15 protein-coding genes are annotated in these 15,661 nt (G+C 71.8%); 3 read left to right on the forward strand and 12 right to left on the reverse strand.

The annotated features are described in order from the left end of the window. Positions 1 to 16 precede the first annotated feature (16 nt). The 8 genes from ACFY16_RS09930 to ACFY16_RS09965 form a co-directional block, all read right to left on the reverse strand. Complete coding sequence (locus ACFY16_RS09930) at positions 17 to 919, reverse strand: DUF5936 domain-containing protein (RefSeq protein ID WP_390646592.1); 903 nt, start codon at positions 917 to 919, stop codon at positions 17 to 19. Positions 920 to 940: 21 nt separating this feature from the next. After that, positions 941 to 1,885, reverse strand: coding sequence for a type II secretion system F family protein (locus ACFY16_RS09935; protein WP_390646593.1), 945 nt, complete (start codon positions 1,883 to 1,885; stop codon positions 941 to 943). Positions 1,886 to 1,915: 30 nt separating this feature from the next. After that, the gene (locus ACFY16_RS09940; protein ID WP_390646594.1) at positions 1,916 to 3,253 is read right to left on the reverse strand and encodes a CpaF family protein; all 1,338 of its coding nucleotides are present in this window, start codon (positions 3,251 to 3,253) and stop codon (positions 1,916 to 1,918) included. 86 nt (positions 3,254 to 3,339) lie between these two features. Next, entirely contained in the window at positions 3,340 to 3,696 is a 357-nt protein-coding gene (locus ACFY16_RS09945) for a TadE/TadG family type IV pilus assembly protein (protein ID WP_390646595.1), read from the reverse strand. A 1-nt stretch (position 3,697) separates the two neighbouring features. Further along, complete coding sequence (locus ACFY16_RS09950) at positions 3,698 to 4,027, reverse strand: pilus assembly protein (protein WP_390646705.1); 330 nt, start codon at positions 4,025 to 4,027, stop codon at positions 3,698 to 3,700. Between the two features lie 98 nt (positions 4,028 to 4,125). After that, a complete protein-coding gene (locus tag ACFY16_RS09955; protein ID WP_390646596.1) occupies positions 4,126 to 5,382 on the reverse strand; it encodes a CpaE family protein in 1,257 nt (418 codons plus the stop codon). A 9-nt stretch (positions 5,383 to 5,391) separates the two neighbouring features. Beyond that, on the reverse strand, positions 5,392 to 6,099 hold the full coding sequence (cpaB, locus tag ACFY16_RS09960; protein ID WP_390646597.1) for a Flp pilus assembly protein CpaB: 708 nt from the start codon (positions 6,097 to 6,099) through the stop codon (positions 5,392 to 5,394). Between the two features lie 78 nt (positions 6,100 to 6,177). Next, complete coding sequence (locus ACFY16_RS09965) at positions 6,178 to 6,987, reverse strand: hypothetical protein (protein WP_390646706.1); 810 nt, start codon at positions 6,985 to 6,987, stop codon at positions 6,178 to 6,180. Positions 6,988 to 7,338: 351 nt separating this feature from the next. Here ACFY16_RS09965 and ACFY16_RS09970 point away from each other — a divergent pair, with 351 nt between their 5' ends. Next, a complete protein-coding gene (locus ACFY16_RS09970) occupies positions 7,339 to 9,039 on the forward strand; it encodes a chitinase (RefSeq protein WP_390646599.1) in 1,701 nt (566 codons plus the stop codon). A gap of 37 nt (positions 9,040 to 9,076) precedes the next feature. Here ACFY16_RS09970 and ACFY16_RS09975 read toward each other — a convergent pair whose 3' ends face one another. Next, positions 9,077 to 9,490, reverse strand: a complete 414-nt coding sequence (locus tag ACFY16_RS09975; protein WP_390646707.1) for a hypothetical protein — start codon at positions 9,488 to 9,490, stop codon at positions 9,077 to 9,079. A 213-nt stretch (positions 9,491 to 9,703) separates the two neighbouring features. Here ACFY16_RS09975 and ACFY16_RS09980 point away from each other — a divergent pair, with 213 nt between their 5' ends. Then, positions 9,704 to 10,210 (forward strand): SigE family RNA polymerase sigma factor, encoded by a 507-nt coding sequence (locus tag ACFY16_RS09980; protein WP_390646600.1) that lies wholly within the window; start codon positions 9,704 to 9,706, stop codon positions 10,208 to 10,210. 57 nt (positions 10,211 to 10,267) lie between these two features. Beyond that, positions 10,268 to 11,539 carry a hypothetical protein gene (locus tag ACFY16_RS09985; protein WP_390646601.1) on the forward strand — a complete coding sequence of 424 codons (1,272 nt, stop codon included), beginning with the start codon at positions 10,268 to 10,270 and terminating at the stop codon, positions 11,537 to 11,539. Positions 11,540 to 11,659: 120 nt separating this feature from the next. Here the strand turns inward: ACFY16_RS09985 and ACFY16_RS09990 are convergent, their stop codons facing one another. From ACFY16_RS09990 to ACFY16_RS10000, 3 genes are all read right to left on the reverse strand, one after another. Beyond that, positions 11,660 to 12,142 carry an ATP-binding protein gene (locus tag ACFY16_RS09990; RefSeq protein WP_390646602.1) on the reverse strand — a complete coding sequence of 161 codons (483 nt, stop codon included), beginning with the start codon at positions 12,140 to 12,142 and terminating at the stop codon, positions 11,660 to 11,662. 89 nt (positions 12,143 to 12,231) lie between these two features. Further along, on the reverse strand, positions 12,232 to 13,143 hold the full coding sequence (locus ACFY16_RS09995; RefSeq protein ID WP_390646603.1) for an anti-sigma factor RsbA family regulatory protein: 912 nt from the start codon (positions 13,141 to 13,143) through the stop codon (positions 12,232 to 12,234). Between the two features lie 33 nt (positions 13,144 to 13,176). After that, positions 13,177 to 15,522: an ATP-binding protein gene (locus ACFY16_RS10000; protein WP_390646604.1), complete on the reverse strand. Its 2,346-nt coding sequence runs from the start codon at positions 15,520 to 15,522 to the stop codon at positions 13,177 to 13,179. Positions 15,523 to 15,661 lie beyond the last annotated feature (139 nt).

A 15,661-nucleotide genomic window follows, 5' to 3' on the forward strand; every position in this document is an offset into this window, starting at 1 on the left:
CGTCACCCGCCCCCGCCTACTTCCCCGTGATCGAGCCGAAGTCCGTGCCCGAGCCCAGCAGCAGGCCCGCGCCGAGCAGGAGCATCGTGGCCGGGACCATGAACGTGGTGATCACCAGCGTGGCCCGGGGTACCGCGCGCGCGGCCTTGCGGCGGGCGTTCTGCGCGTCCGTACGGCGCATGTCCTTGGCGATGGCGACGAGCGTGTCCACGATGGGTGCGCCCAGTTCCTCGCCCTGCTGGAGCGCCGTCACGAACATGGCCACCTGCTCGGAGTCGTTGCGGCGGCGGAGTTCCGCGAAGGCCTGGCGGCGGCTCATGCCGAGGTCCATCTGGCGCAGGGTGATGCGGATCTCGTCCGCCCACGGGCCCTCGTACCGGGTCGCCACGCGGTCCAGGGCCTGGCGGAAACCGAGGCCCGCGCCGACCACGACCGCGAGGACGTCCAGGAAGTCCGGCAGTGTCCGTTCGATGACGTCCCTGCGGATCCGGATCGCCGCCCAGATGCCGACCTCGGTCCAGAAGGCCCCGAAGGCCAGCAGCAACAACGCCACGAAGTACTGGCCCCGCAGAACGAACACCAGTGCTCCGAAGCCGCCGAGCGCGCCGTACACCGCGCGGCGCGCCGCGTAGCGGTCGATCGTCAGGCCGCCCGGGTTGCCCGCCAGGTCGATCCTGCGGCGGTACCGGGCGACCATCCTGGGGCCCATCAGGCGCAGTACGGCGGGGGCGTACCGCATGCCGAGCCGGTCGACGAGCGAGTCGACCGCGCCGGTGCGGGTGGCGCCGACCTCCAGGGCCAGCGCGAGGTCGCTGGGCAGTCTGGCGTCCGCGCGGTACATGCGGATGCCCGCGAAGATTCCCCAGACGCTCAGGCCCATGAGCAGGGCCAGAGCGAATGCCGTTCCTTGTCCGGTCATGAGTTCGTCCCCTCCCCGGCCTCAGACGTCGATCCGGGACATACGGCGGATGAGGACGAACCCGACCGCGTACAGCGCGAAGGCGATGACCACGCAGGCCTGCCCGGCGGTCGAGCCGGTCATGCGGTCCAGGGCGCCGTCCTTGACGCCGTTCATCAGGAACAGGGAGCCGATGCCGAGGACGGGGACGGCGTACGACGTCATGTTGACCTGGGAGAGCTGGGTGCGGATCTCGCGGCGGGTCTCCTTGCGTTCCTCCAGCGTCTCGGTGAGGTTGCGCAGCGCGCCCACCACCTGGCCGCCCGCCCGGTTGGACAGGACGAGGGTGGTGACCAGGACGACCAGTTCGCGCGACGGGAGCCGGTCCGCGAGCTCGCCCAGGGCGTCGTCCATGGACTGGCCGAGCGCCAACTGGTCCGCGACCTTGCCCAGTTCCTCGCCGGCGGGGGCCTCCAGTTCCTCCGCCGCCATGCCGATCGCGGTGCGCAGGGCGAGGCCGGCCTGGGTGGCGTTGGCGAGGATGCGGGCGAGTTCGGGGAGTTGGTTGATGAACTTCTCGATGCGTTTCTGGCGTTGCCAGTTCAGGAACTGCAGGGCCGCCCAGATGCCGAGGACGCCCGCGATCGGGCCGAAGAAGGGCGCCAGGGAGGCCTGGCCGACCAGGAAGAGGCCGGCCACCGTCGCCATCATGTAGACGAAGAACTCGCCGGGGGTCACGTCCAGGCCCGTCGCGGCCAGCCTCGGTTCCAGTTTCCGGCCCGCCTTCGTACGGCGCAGGCGGCGGTCGAGGTTGCGGAAGCGGCGCCGGCGGCCGGTGAGGGGGACCTGTCCGGTGTGCGACAGGCGCTCGACGAGTGCCGCCCGCTGGGCCCGGCCGGTGGCGTAGGCGTGCAGGCCGAGGACGGCGAGGACGCAGGTCAGCAGGGTGACGCCGGTGGTGAGGGAGATGCGCGTCTGGAGATCCATGGGGGTGGTCCGTCCGTCCTGTCTACCTGTCTACCTGGCTTCTCGGATTGCCAGCTGGTCCGTCGTATGGGCGACGCCGAAGGCCTGGGGGATGGGCTGGCTCGCCATGTAGAGGCGGTCGGCACTGCGGCGCGGGAGCGGGAAGTACTGGAAGGCGCCATGAACGCGGCCGTCGGCGGCCATCGGCCGGGCGTCGAAGCGGACGGCGGTGGTCAGCCGGTAGGGCTCGCCGCCGTGACTGTCGAGGAGGGCGATCTCGGTGACGCGGCGGGCGCCGTCGGCGAACCGGGTGAGCTGGATGAGGACGTCGACGGCGCTGTTGATCTGGTCGTGCAGCGCGACGAAGGGGACCTCGACGTCCGACATGGAGGCCAGGGTCTGCAGGCGGGTCAGCGCGTCCTCGGCGCTGTTGGCGTGGACGGTGGCGAGGGAGCCGTCGTGGCCGGTCGACATCGCCTGGAGCATGTCGAGGGACTCGCCGCCGCGGACCTCACCGACGACGATCCGGTCGGGCCGCATGCGCAGCGAGTTGCGGACCAGGTCGCGGATGGTCACCTGGCCCTTGCCCTCGACGTTCGGGGGCCGGGACTCCAGGCGGATCACATGCGCCTGCTGGAGCTGGAGTTCCGCCGAGTCCTCGATGGTGATGATGCGTTCGCCACCGGGGATCAGGCCGGAGAGGGCGTTGAGCAGGGTCGTCTTTCCGGTGCCGGTCGCGCCCGAGACGATGATGTTGAACTTCGCCTGCACCAGCCCGGCGAGCAGGTACAGCATGTGCTCGTCGAGGGAGCCGAAGGAGACCAGTTCCTGGAGGGTGTAGGAGCGCGGGAAGCGGCGGATGGTGAGGGTCGGGCCGGTCAGGGACAGCGGCGGGATGATGACGTTGACGCGCTCGCCGGACGGGAGGCGGGCGTCGACCATCGGGTTGGACTCGTCCACGCGGCGGTTGACCGTGGAGACGATGCGTTCGATGGTCTGCATCAGCTGGTCGGCGGAGGCGAAGCGGAGGGGCAGCTGCTCGACGCGGCCGCCGCGCTCCACGAAGATCGCGTCCGGTCCGTTGACCATGATCTCCGTGATCGACGCGTCTTCGAGGAGCGGTTCCAGGATGCCGAGCCCGAGGGCCTCGTCGACGACCCGGCGGATCAGCTGCGAGCGCTCGACCGTGGACAGGACCGGCCCCTCGCGGCTGATGATGTGCCCGAGCACCCGCTCCAGGCGCGCCCGGCGTTCGGCCGCGGCCAGCGAGCTCATCTCCGCGAGGTCGATCTCCTCCAGGAGCTTGGCGCGGTACGAGGCGACCAGGTGGCCGTCCTCGCCCCGGCTGCCGTTCTCCTCGGGGGAGTTGATACGTGCCCGCAGACTCATGGTCCGGTGCTCCTTGCTCGTGCGGTCCTCGCTCGTACGGTCTCTACGTGGTGGTCGGGTCGGTCGGTCCCTACGGGGTGGTCGGGTCAGTGGTCCTTGGGCATCGTCGCCGTCCTGCTCGCCCGCCCGAAGTCCCAGCCGGGGACGACGGAGGGGATGTCGATGTCGGCGGTGACGCGTACGGAGTCGCCCAGGTCCGCGCTCGAACAGGACGTGCCGTCGGCCAGCCAGTCGCTGACCGCGTTCTGGCAGGCGCCCTGGTAGCCCTCGTCGAGCGAGGCGCTGCGCGCACCGGCCCGGGCCGCGGTGCCGGCCTGCTGGGCGGTGTAGGCGACCAGGCCGAGCTGGATGCCGGCCAGGGCGACCAGGAGCAGGATCGGGACGAACCCGAGGTACTCGATGGCGACCTGGCCCCGGTCCCGTGCCTTGGCCTCGTACGACATCTCAGTTCTTCGCCTCCTCCACCGCGCCCGCGCTGCCCGTCACGGTGAACGGGAAGGCGACCGCGCCCGGGAAGAGGACGGGCACCTTGAGGGAGACGGAGGACTTCACATAGCCGCCTCCGGTGGTGCAGTTCACCTGGGCGCCCCCCTTCCACGCGTCCGACAGCTTGTCCAGGCCGGCCTGTTCGCACGCCGCCTGTCGCTCCCCCGGGTGCGCCGCCGTGCCCGCCCGCACCGCCTCGTCCGCAGCATTCCCGGCGAGCGTGAACGTGTATCCCACGAGCACGAACTGCCACAGCAGCACCAGCGTCACGATGATCAGCGGGGTCATGCCGAGGAACTCGATGGTGACCTGGCCCCGGTCCTGTCCGGCGATCCCGCGGATTCCCTCCCCCCGCCGATCACGCTCGACGGCCCCCCGGATCCTCCTCATCCCCCGCCGCCCCTCCGGCGCCGCAGGCTCACCGACCCGCGGTCGCCGCCCCGCGGTCGGCCGCCGCGGTGGGTGCCCTCGGATGCCTTGACCAGGCCCAGTTCGCCGGCGAGGGTCCACAGGGCCTGTTTCACCGTGCTGCGGTTGTCGAGGGCGTGGATGCGGCCCGCGTCGACGGCGGCCTGCAGTTCCTTGAAGTTGGCGGGGATCGCGGTGGCGGCGATCGCCGTGCCGGTGATCTTCTGGATGAGCTGGGGCTGGATCTCCGTGCCGCGGGTGTGGCGGTTGACGACGACCGTCGTCTCCTCGGCCTTGCGGATCTGGAGGCGGTCCCACATGCGGACCGTGCGCTTGGCGCCCCGTACCGCGACCACGTCCGGGGTGGTGACCAGCAGCGCGGTGTCGGCCATCTCGACGGCGGCCGCGCCGGGGCCGCCGAGCTGGGCGCCGCAGTCGATGACGACGACCTCGTAGCGGGAGCGCAGGGCGCTGATGAGCTGGCGGGCGGCGCGGTCGGTGACCTCCTCGCCGCGTTCGCCCTCGCCGGGGGCGAGGAGGAGGGCGACTCCGGTGTCGTGGCGGAAGACGGCGTCGGCCAGGACGCGCGGCGAGATGTCGCTGATGGTGGCGAGGTCGACGACCGAGCGGCGGAACTGCACGTCGAGGTAGGAGGCGATGTCGCCGGTCTGGAGGTCCATGTCGACCAGGGCGGTGCCGCGGCCCGACGCCTGGGCGGCCAGGGCCAGGTGGACGGCCGTGAGGGTGGTCCCGACGCCTCCCTTCGCCCCGCTGACCGTGACGACCCTGCCGCCCACGCCGGGCAGCACGTCGGCGCCGTGGCCCAGGTGGCGGCGTACGCCCACCGACCACTGGGCCACCGCCTGGACGCGGCTGGCGAGTTCCTCGTAGCTCAACGGAAGCCCCACCAGGCCGCGGGCGCCCGAGTCCATGGCCGCGGAGAACAGGCCGGGGCTGGCGTCGGTGCTGACGAGGATGACGCCGACCGCCGGGAAGCGCAGGGCGACCTCGCGGATGAGCTCCAGGGCGGGGACCGGGCCGATGCGTTCGTGGACGACCACGACCTCGGGGAGTTCGTCGACCGACTCGGCGGCGAGGCGGGCGAGGGTGTCGACGAGCTGGGTGGAGTCCACGACCGGGGCGACCGGTTCGGCGTCCGGGAGCTGGCTGAGCAGGGTCGTGATGGACCGGACCGCGTCCGCGTCGCCGACGGCCGGGAGGATCCTCGTGGGCATGGGGGCCTCCTACTTGTCGGTCGCGAGTTCGTAGGTCCGGTCCTTGTCGGGGACCGTGGTGTCGCCGCCGGGCGCCACGAGCGCGAGCCGTACCCGCTTGGCGAAGGACTCGGCGTAGGTGATGCGCTGGGCGTCGATGGTGGACAGCGCGAAGGTGATGGGGACGGCGTCGGTGGGCTGCTGGGTGCGGTTGTCGGCGTCCGGCTCCAGGGCGGTGATCTCGCCGACGTCGAGAACCTTCGCGTTTGTTACGATGATCTTGGACTGGGCGGGGTCACCATCCCGCTCACCCTCGAAGGTGGCGTACACGTTGACCGTGGAGCCAGGCGTGATCTTGCCGGCGACGCCGGTCGCCGCATCGATCATGATGGCGACCTCCTGCTGCCCGGGCTGCAGGGCGGGCTGGTCCACAATCATGTCGCTCTGCAGCAATGAACCCTTGCGCAGCGTGGTGACAGCGATCTTGCCCCGGATGTCGGCGAGATCGGTGACCGCGTTCGCCGACAGCCAGCGCTCAGGCATCCTGACCTTCTTGAACTGGTCCGCGCCGAGGGTGGTGTAGGGCGCCACGTTCGACCTGAGCTCGTACGCCGTGACCTCGGGGCCGACCTTGGACTTCACGTCGCTGATGACGGACAGGACGCCGGCGAACGCGCCCAGGGCGCAGACGACCGACAGGAGCAGGAGAAGCACGCCGCGGCGCTGACGGGAGTTCATGAACCGTGCAACCTCATTGGGGGAATCGGTCGAGCGGGCTACTGGAGTCGGCGGGAGCAGGGCGGTCGGGAGCGGGCCTCACCCGGCCGGGACCGGAAGGTCGTGGACGGGTGGCGTGGCGGAACAGAACACGCAGCGGTCGCCGATGACGTCGATGCCGCACCAGTGGCAGGCGGTCTGCCGCACCGAGGTCACCAGCTGGTAGAGCACCGACAGGTCGGGCAGATAGGCGCAGAACTCGACCAGCTTTCCCGTCCCCCACCACTCGGCGGACTCGGCCGGCAGCGGGACCTCGCGCAGCCCCTGGGCGTTCCAGGCCGGGGCGAGGGTGCCGGTGACCCAGTCGGCCGGGAGCTGCCCCTTGGCGACCAGCATCGAGGTGGCGAACTCGGGGCCCGCCAGGGTGGCTCCGGGGCCGACCCGCACCAGCTGCGGGGCGGGGTGGGCGAGCACGGCGAACTGACTGCCCGGCATCCAGGACCTGGCGTGCGCCTTCAGGTCGACGGGGACGCGGTCGAGCTTGGCGACGGAGCCGAGGAGCGCGCCGGCATGGAGGTAGTGGGTGAGGAGCCGGCCCGCGGAGGCGAGCACGCCGGGGCTGAGGTCGCAAGAAGCCAGCTGCCGCAACTGGCGGGCCAGGACGGCGACTCCGAGCGGGGGCAGCTCCGGACCGAACAGGGCGATCCGGTCGCTCTCCAGGAGGGAGCGGATGGTGTGCAGCCGCTCCGTCATGGCGGTGGGGGCGGCCCGGGAGCTCAGGACGATCACGTGTCCGTGCTGCTCGATCAGCGTCTGCACGCCCGACAGGGCCTGGTCGAGGGGCTGCCGGTCCAGGTCGTGCAGGACGGCGGCGGGCAGGGTCCGCTCGTCCTGCGCCGGCAGCGCCATGTCGGCACCGGTCACGGCAATGGCAGTTGGCACGCGCGGCTCCCCGTCCCTCACACCTGTCGGTCCACAGGTGTCACTCCGGTGCACCGGAGTGACTTCATTGCGTGACTACCCGAGAACTGTATCCACGGCCCTGTGACCGGAGAACAGCGTTTTGTGCAGCTGACAGAGAACTCGTGTTGCACAAGTCCCGCCAAAACGGGGCAGGTTGTGCATCGCGCCGAACAGCGGCGGGCCTGACGGCGTATTTGGTCTGGACCTCTTGACATCCCAATTGGTCTGGACCAACTTGTACTTCCAGCGGTGGCCACCGTCTTCCCGCCCTCCCCCTCTCCCCCACCGGAGGATTCAGTGGACCGCGCACCAGGCATACCCAGACGCACCCGCCTATGGGCGGGCACGGCGGTAACCGCCCTGGCTCTCACCTTGGCCACCGCAAGCCACGCGTCAGCGGCTGACATCAACAACGCCAAGAACGCCGGCTTCGAGTCGGGCCTGACCAACTGGACCTGTTCCGCGAGCAGCGGTACGACCGTCTCCTCGCCGGTGCACGGCGGCTCGGCCGCGCTGAAGGCGACGCCGGCCGGGCAGGACAACGCCAAGTGCACCCAGACGGTCGCCGTCAAGCCCAACTCGACGTACACGCTGAGCGCCTGGGTGCAGGGCGGCTACGCCTACCTGGGCGCGACCGGCACGGGCACGACGGACGTGTCGACGTGGACGCCGGACTCGACGTCCTGGAAGCAGCTGTCGACGACGTTCACGACGGGCGCCTCGACGACCTCGGTCACGATCTACACGCACGGCTGGTACGCCCAGGCGGCCTACTACGCCGACGACATCTCGGTCTACGGCCCCGACGGCGGCGGAGGCACCGACCCGGCCCCCACGGTCCCGTCCGCGCCGGGAGGCCTGGCGGTGTCCGGTACGACGTCGTCGTCCGTCTCCCTGGCCTGGAACACCGTCTCGGGCGCGACGGGCTACAACATCTACCGTGGCGGTACGAAGGTCACGGCGGTGACCGGCACCTCGGCGACCGTGACCGGGCTCGCGGCGGCCACCTCGTACTCCTTCCAGGTCACCGCGACCAACGCGGCGGGCGAGTCGGCGAAGTCGACGGCGGTCACGGGTACGACGGCCTCCTCGTCGAGCGGGGGCGGCGGCACGCTGCCCAAGCACGCCGTCACCGGGTACTGGCAGAACTTCAACAACGGCGCCACGGTCCAGAAGATCTCGGACGTCCCCGCCCAGTACGACATCATCGCCGTGGCGTTCGCGGACGCGACGACGACACCGGGCGCGGTGACCTTCAACCTGGACTCGGCGGGCCTCGGCGGCTACACCGTCGACCAGTTCAAGGCGGACATCAAGGCGAAGCAGGCGGCCGGGAAGAAGGTCATCGTCTCGGTCGGCGGCCAGAACGGCACCGTCTCGGTGAGCGACTCGACGTCGGCGGCGAACTTCGCCAACTCGGTCTACTCGCTCATGCAGACGTACGGCTTCGACGGCGTCGACATCGACCTGGAGAACGGCCTCAACGCGACCTACATGACGCAGGCGCTGCGGTCGCTGTCCACGAAGGCGGGCTCGTCACTGGTCATCACGATGGCTCCGCAGACCATCGACATGCAGTCGACGTCGAACACGTACTTCCAGACCGCGCTGAACATCAAGGACATCCTCACGGTCGTCAACATGCAGTACTACAACAGCGGTTCGATGCTGGGCTGCGACGGCAAGGTGTACAGCCAGGGGTCCGTGGACTTCCTGACCGCCCTCGCCTGCATCCAGCTGGAGGGCGGCCTCTCCCCGTCCCAGGTGGGCCTCGGCCTGCCCGCCTCGACGAGCGGCGCGGGCAGCGGGTACGTGTCGCCGACCGTGGTGAACAACGCGCTGGACTGCCTGGCCAAGGGGACGGGGTGCGGCACCTTCAAGCCGTCGAAGACCTATCCCGATCTGCGGGGCGCGATGACCTGGTCGACGAACTGGGACGCGTCGTCGGGCAACGCGTGGTCGAACGCGGTGGGGCCGCACGTGCACGCGCTGCCGTAACGGCGGACGTCCGGCCGGCTGTCCCGGCGGCCGCCGGCTATCCCAGCGGCCGGTAGTACCCCAGCACCGGGGCCAGCTGCGCGAACCACGCGTGCAGCCGGTCCCGGCTCTTCGCGTCGACCACGCACTCGTAGACCCGGCCGTCGTACGGGATCACGGCGACCATGAGGACCTTGCCGTTGGGGCCGGCCTGGTAGTGGACGCTGCGGATCTCGGGCCAGGGGAAGTCGACGTTCAGGCCGTAGGCCTCGAAGGCGACACCCGACTCGTCGACCACGACCGAGTTGTGCTTGTCGACGGCGAGGAACTCGGGGCCGGCGGGGGCGGGCTGGGCCGGCGGGGGCGCGTACGCGTACTGCGGGGGCGGTGGGCCGAACCCCGTCGGCGCGTACGGCGGCACGGGTGGGGGAGGCGGCGCCGACGGCGGTCCCTGGGGCGGCTGTTGGCTCATCGGGTCTGTCGTCATCGTCGGTCCTCGCGTGTCGGTGTGCTCCCAGCGGCAACCTACCGGCCGGGATCCGGGATCTCCGCCACGCCTCTGTGCCCCTACTGTGAGCCAGATCTCAGCAGGCGGTGCGCCGCCCTTGAAACATTCCCCGTACCCCACCGCATCAATGAGGTGAGGGCAGTGCAGTGCAGGCGAGTACCGGAGCAGGGGGCGTACATGAGACAGGTCCGCGCGCAGGAGTACGCGGAGTTCGCTGCGGCACGCGCTGGACATCTGTACCGGTCCGCGTGCCTGCTCACCGCGGGTGACACCCACCTCGCCGAGGACCTGGTGCAGGAGACCCTCGGGCGGCTCTACGTCCGGTGGGGCCGGGTCTCCAAGGTGGGCAACCCCGCGGCCTACGCGCAGACCGTCCTCACCCGTACGTTCCTCGCCCATCAGCGGCGCCGCAGCAGCAGCGAGCGCGCCACGGACATCCTGCCCGACAGAGCGGACGGCACCGCCGACCCGTCGCTGCGGCTCACCCTGATGTCGGCGCTCCGCCGACTGCCCGTCAAGGACCGGGCCGTGGTCGTCCTGCGCTACTGGGAGGACCGCTCCATCGAGGAGACCGCCGACGCGATGAACGCCAGTTCGGCGGCGGTGCGCACACGGTGTGTGCGGGCCCTCGCCCGGCTGCGGGAGCTGCTCGGCGAGGACGTCGGCGAGTACGCCCGGCCCTGACCCTCCGGCCGTCACCTCCCTTCCAACCCCTAGACCTCGCGGAAACGGTGGTTCGTCATGCCCGTCGACCAGCACAACGACCCGTCCGGCAACCTCCCCGGCAACCCCTTCGAGGACCGGCTCTCCGCCGCCCTCCACCAGGCCGGCGGCACCTTCGACACCGACCGGGCAGCGCTCGCCGCGGGCGGTGCGGTCCGCGGACGGCGGCGGCAGCTGCTGCGCCGGACCGCCGTCCTGGGCGGTGCGGCCGGCATCGCGCTCGTCGGTGTGGGCGGTGCGCTGCTCGTGCCGTGGGGCGGCAAGCCCGACCCGCAGCCGACGTCGGTGGCCGCCAAGCCGCGTCCGACGAAGGCCACCGCCACCCCCGGACCCTTCTCCGGTGACGACATGATCCGTACGCTCGAAACGCTGTTGCCCCAGGGCAAGTTCACCAAGCAGCAGGCGCGCGGCACGGACGACTCCCAGCTGCCGCCGTACGCGACTGTCGTCTACGACGACGGCAAGGGCGCCTCGGCCATCTCCGTCGGTGTGAGCAGGATCCAGCCGGGCAGCGACGAGGCACGGCAGACGATCCAGTGCCCGGACAAGGTCTTCATCCCGTCCGACGGTTGCGCGACGACGCGGCTCGCGGACGGATCCGGGGTCATGGTCCACCGGGGATACGAGTACCCCGACAAGCACGTGGACACGAAGCTGTGGAGGGCGGAGCTGATCACCCCCACGGGGCAGCACGTGTCGGTGCAGGAGTGGAACGCGGCGGCCGAGAAGGACGCGCCCGTCACCCGCCCGGAACCCGCTCTGTCCGTGGACCAGTTGAAGCAGCTGGCCGCCGCGAAGGAGTGGCGCGAGATCGCCGACGCCCTCCCCGCGCCCCAGCAGTCGGACGTGCCCACCGCTCCGGCGGGCGACGGCAAGGCGCTGGTCCGGACCTTCACCCGCCTGCTTCCCAAGGGGTTGAAGGTGGTGGACCACAGCGGCGAGGACACCCAGTTCGGCTATCTCGTCGTCGACGACGGCAAGGGCCCCAGCTTCGTCCAGATCAACGTGCAGCCCGACATGTCGGACGTGGCCGGCGACCTCTTCGGCGCCGACTCGGAGACCCTGGCCGACGGCACGCGCGTCGCGACCCATCAGGGTCCGGGCGAGAAGGGCGGCTCGGGAGTCGTGATGTGGACCGTGGACACCATGCGGCCCGACGGACGGCGGGTGGTCATCAGCGCCTTCAACGCCCCCAGCCAGATCACCGCCGCCTCCCGCTCGACCCCCGCCCTGACGATGAAGCAGCTCCGGGAGATCGCGCTCAGCCCGCAGTGGCTCAAGCTCGGCTGAGCGCTCCGCCGGAAGCACGATGACGCCCACCCAGGCGTAGTGCGACCAGCCACGACGCACCCGCGGACGGGCGACGGGCCGCAGCGATCCGAAACCGCCACGGCCCAACCCAGCGGAGCGCTACGGCTGTCGCCGACCGCAGCCGTCGCATCCGCACGTGCCGAGCTCGAACCAGACGGTCTTGCCCGGCCCTTCCTGGTGGCAGCCCCAGCGCCGCGCGAGCGCCTCCACCAGGAACATCCCACGGCCGCTCTCCGAGGTGCCCGCGTCGAGCACCTGCGGGGTGCGACGGCCGGAGTCGGAGACCTCGCAGCGCAGGACGCCGTGCGCCGCGAACAGGGTGAGCCGGAAGCGGGTCGCCGAGTGCAGCACGGCGTTGGTGGCCAGCTCGCTGACGAGGAGCTCGGCCGCGTCCACCAGGTCACCCCGCTCCGCGAGCCCCCATCTCTCCAGCTGTCTGCGGACCTCCGCACGTGCCTCGCGGACCACGGCCGGACGGGGGTCGTACTCGACGCTCAGATGGCCGGCGCCCATGGGCGGCTGAAGGGATGCGCCGAACTGAGGATGCGGGTCCGGGCGATGTCCCCCGTCGAGTTGCAGCATGTGATCCAAGGTGCCCTCCCCGATCGCGGCCCACACGGGGAGGACTACCCGATTCCATACCTGCACAGCCGCACTCGCGCGGGTACCCCTCACGCGTACTGCAGGCGCACGGTCGCTCCCCCGTCGTCGTCGCGCACGTCGACGTAGGCACACACCTGCCGGGCGAACCACAGCCCCTGGCCGGGTTCGAGTTCGGCGGTGGGCGGCGGGACGAAGCCGGCGAGCGGGTCGTCGACGCGGCGGGCCAGGCTCAGTTCGGCGACGCAGCCGGGCGCCTCGCCCCACAGCAGGGCGCCGGTGACGGGGCCAAGGGCGGTGGCCTCGGCGACGGCCTCGGCGAACAGCTCCGCGTCCACGAGCGACAGTCCACGGGCGTTCGCCCAGGTGCGTACGGCGTCCTTGGCCACGTCTCCGGCGATCCGCCGTGCGTCGGCCGGGGCCGGCGGCAGCGGTACGGCGTCCAGTTCGGCCGCCACCCGGATGGGGTCCTCGTAGACCTCGGTGTCGGGGTGAGCGCGGCGGGCCGCGGCGACGACGGCGGAACCGGCGGTGCGAGTGTCGTAGACGCACAGGGCTGTTGTCGCCATCGGCGCGAAGAGAAGGTTGGCGAGGGCCTCGTAACGGATCCACTCGGCGCTCTCGCGCACCGAGCGGCCGGCCCGTCCGCCCCACACAGGCTCCATCAGGAGGTGGACGCGGCCGCCAGGCGCGGCGTGAGCGGCGAGGTAACCGGCACCCTGCGCGACGGCGTTGGCGGCCGAACCGGTGTACCAGTCGGTGTGCTCGATGAAGTTGACGTCCTTCGCGTCACCGCCGAGGGCGTCACGCAGTGCGTCCAGGTTGCCGGGGGCGGCGATGGCCACCGGCGGCGGTTCGCCCAGGGCGGCGAGGCCCTCGGCGACGAAGGGCAGGGCGGCGGCGACGAAGTCGTCGTCCGAGCCGAAGACCGCCATACGGTGGTCGAACGGCCCGGGGGAGGTGCCGGGTCGGGTGCTGTTCATGGGTCCCCCATGGTCGAGAGCTGTCGGGTGGTGTCAGCGCTGGGCGGCCACCCAGGCTGCGATCTGGCTGCGGTTGCTGAAGCCGAGCTTGCTGAGGATGCGTTCCACATGGCCCTCGGCGGTACGGCGGGCGATCACCAGACGGTCGGCGATCTGCTGGTTGGCGAGACCCTCGGCGACCAGTTCGGCGACCTCGGTCTCACGGCGGGTGAGGTGGACGCCCTGGGAAGCGCCGGTGGCGGGCGCGGGCAACGGTCGTTCGTCGGCGGGGGGTTCGGTTTCGGGACGCTCGCTGAGCGCGTAGCCGACGATCTCCGTGAGGCCGAGGGCGGTGCCGCGCCCGTACGCCCGCAGGTACGCGGCGTCCCCCACGGCCTCGCGGGCGCCGGCCTCGGTGCTGCGGCGGGCCGTGCCGAGGATCGCCGAGCCCCAGCGGGCGCGGTCGACGTCGGCCCACACCCGGTCGCCGCCGCCGAGCAGCACGGCGGCGCGCTCGTGGACGCCACCGTGGGACGCGATCCGGGCCAGCAGGTCGAGGGTGAGACCGATGCCGATGACGTCGGAGACGACGAGCTTGCGGCGCAGGGCGTCGCGGGCGTGCCGCTCCGCCTGCCGCAGGTCCTTCTTCACGGTGTGGGCGAGGGCGAGCATCCGCAGCACGTACGACAGCACCCACTCCTCGCCGTGCTCCTCGCACATGCGGCGGGTCTCCTCGCACACCTCGATGGCCTGGTCGGCCTCGCCCAGGAAACTCAGGGCGCAGGCGAGTTCGACCCGGTCGAGGCCGGCCATGCTGAGGTGCTGGCCGGGGACACGGCCACGGGCGACGGTGGCCCGGAAGTGCTCCAGCGCGCCCGGCATGTCGTCGCCGAAGAGGGTGGCGACGCCGATGACGTACTCGGCGTGGGCGGCCTCGGCCTCGTCGCCCAGACCGCGGGCCAGGTCGCGGGCCTCCTCGGCGCGTCTGCGGCCCCGGGTGACGTCCTCCGGGCAGCCGGCGAGCAGTCCGGCGACCCACAGGGCGCGGGCCCGTTCACGGGTGGGCTCGGCGTCGGCCTCCAGGGCGCGTTCGAGCCAGTAGCGGCCCTCGCGGGGGGCTCCACAGGCGTGCCAGTAGAACCACAGGGTGCCCGCGAGGCGGAGCGCGGCGCGGGCCTCGCCGGGGGTGGTGAGGCTGAAGTCGAGGGCGGCGCGCAGGTTGTCCCGGTCGGCGCGCAGCCGGGCGACGATCTCGCCCTGGCCCGGACCGAACCAGGCCCGCTCGCAGCCCTCGGCCCGCTGCTGCATCCAGTCCCGCTGGCGCCGGCGCGCGGAGGTCACCTCGCCGGGCAGGTCGCGCAGCCGGTCGAGGCCGTAGTGACGCAGGGTGTCGAGGAGGCGGTAGCGCAGCGCGCCGCCGGCCGTCTCGCGGCACAGGACGGACTTGTCGACGAGTCCGGCGACGGCTTCGAGGACGTCGCCGGAGTGGACGCGCTCGCCGTCCGCGCACACCGCCTCCGCCGTCTCCAGGTCGAAGCTGCCGGCGAGGACGGACAGCCGTGCCCACACCGTCTGTTCGCGGTCGGTGCACAGGTCGTGGCTCCAGTCGACGGCGGCCCGCAGGGTCCGGTGGCGGGGCGGGACCGCCGGGCTGCCGGCGGACAGCAGACGGTAGCGGTCGTCGAGGCGTTCGAGGAGCTGCTCGACGGTGAGGACGCGCATGCGGACCGCGGCCAGTTCGATGGCGAGCGGGAGGCCGTCGAGGCGCCGGCAGAGGCGGGCGACGGCGGCACGGTTGGCGGGGGTCAGGCGGAAGCCGGGGACCACGGCGGCGGCGCGGTCGGCGAACAACGCGAGGGCCGGGCTGTTGTCGGCGGCGGACAGGTCGCCGTCCGGGTCGGGGACCGGCAGGGGCCGCACCTCCATGAGGTGCTCCTCGGTGAGGCCCAGGCGGTGGCGGCTGGTGGCGAGGACGCGTACGCCCGTCGTGCCGCGCAGCAGGGCGGCGGCGAGTTCGGCGCAGGCGGGCAGCAGGTGTTCGCAGTTGTCGACGACGAGGAGTACCCGGCGGTCCCGTACCTGCTCCACCAGTGCGTCCAGGGGCGGCTGTGCGGAGTGGTCGTACAGGCCGAGCGCGTCGGCGGCGGCGAGCGGGACGAGCGCCGGGTCGTGCAGGCCGGAGAGGTGCACGAAGCGCACGCCGTCCGGGAAGGCGCGGGCGACACGGGCCGCGACCCGTCCGGCGAGGCGCGTCTTGCCGACGCCGCCCGGTCCGGTCAGCGTCACCAGCCGTGCCCTGGTCAACAGCTCGCGACCGTCGGCCAGTTCACCGCGCCGGTCGACGAAGCTGGTCGTCTCCACCGGCAGATGGCAGTCCCGGCGTGGCGCTGATCCGCCCATGATCAGCCAGTCCTCTGGGGGGTGGGGGGCCGCGGAGCCGGAGGTACGACTCGTCTGAGGCCCTGTAGGGCCGCACGCGGACCCTTACTCTCCCCCGCGCCTCACATATATGCACGCGCCAGTCACACCCCCGGGTGCA

It is taken from the genome of Streptomyces sp. NPDC001315 (genome assembly GCF_042896175.1).
Taxonomy (GTDB): Bacteria; Actinomycetota; Actinomycetes; order Streptomycetales; family Streptomycetaceae; genus Streptomyces.

Excerpts from the sequence above, each read along its gene's own strand:
- ACFY16_RS09930 (WP_390646592.1), bottom strand. The coding sequence starts at position 919 with ATGACCGGACAAGGAACGGCATTCGCTCTGGCCCTGCTCATGGGCCTG.
- ACFY16_RS09935 (WP_390646593.1), bottom strand. The coding sequence starts at position 1,885 with ATGGATCTCCAGACGCGCATCTCCCTCACCACCGGCGTCACCCTGCTG.
- ACFY16_RS09940 (WP_390646594.1), bottom strand. The coding sequence starts at position 3,253 with ATGAGTCTGCGGGCACGTATCAACTCCCCCGAGGAGAACGGCAGCCGG.
- ACFY16_RS09945 (WP_390646595.1), bottom strand. The coding sequence starts at position 3,696 with ATGTCGTACGAGGCCAAGGCACGGGACCGGGGCCAGGTCGCCATCGAG.
- ACFY16_RS09950 (WP_390646705.1), bottom strand. The coding sequence starts at position 4,027 with ATGACCCCGCTGATCATCGTGACGCTGGTGCTGCTGTGGCAGTTCGTG.
- ACFY16_RS09955 (WP_390646596.1), bottom strand. The coding sequence starts at position 5,382 with ATGCCCACGAGGATCCTCCCGGCCGTCGGCGACGCGGACGCGGTCCGG.
- cpaB (WP_390646597.1), bottom strand. The coding sequence starts at position 6,099 with ATGAACTCCCGTCAGCGCCGCGGCGTGCTTCTCCTGCTCCTGTCGGTC.
- ACFY16_RS09965 (WP_390646706.1), bottom strand. The coding sequence starts at position 6,987 with ATGGCGCTGCCGGCGCAGGACGAGCGGACCCTGCCCGCCGCCGTCCTG.
- ACFY16_RS09975 (WP_390646707.1), bottom strand. The coding sequence starts at position 9,490 with ATGAGCCAACAGCCGCCCCAGGGACCGCCGTCGGCGCCGCCTCCCCCA.
- ACFY16_RS09980 (WP_390646600.1), top strand. The coding sequence starts at position 9,704 with ATGAGACAGGTCCGCGCGCAGGAGTACGCGGAGTTCGCTGCGGCACGC.
- ACFY16_RS09985 (WP_390646601.1), top strand. The coding sequence starts at position 10,268 with ATGCCCGTCGACCAGCACAACGACCCGTCCGGCAACCTCCCCGGCAAC.
- ACFY16_RS09990 (WP_390646602.1), bottom strand. The coding sequence starts at position 12,142 with ATGCTGCAACTCGACGGGGGACATCGCCCGGACCCGCATCCTCAGTTC.
- ACFY16_RS09995 (WP_390646603.1), bottom strand. The coding sequence starts at position 13,143 with ATGAACAGCACCCGACCCGGCACCTCCCCCGGGCCGTTCGACCACCGT.
- ACFY16_RS10000 (WP_390646604.1), bottom strand. The coding sequence starts at position 15,522 with ATGGGCGGATCAGCGCCACGCCGGGACTGCCATCTGCCGGTGGAGACG.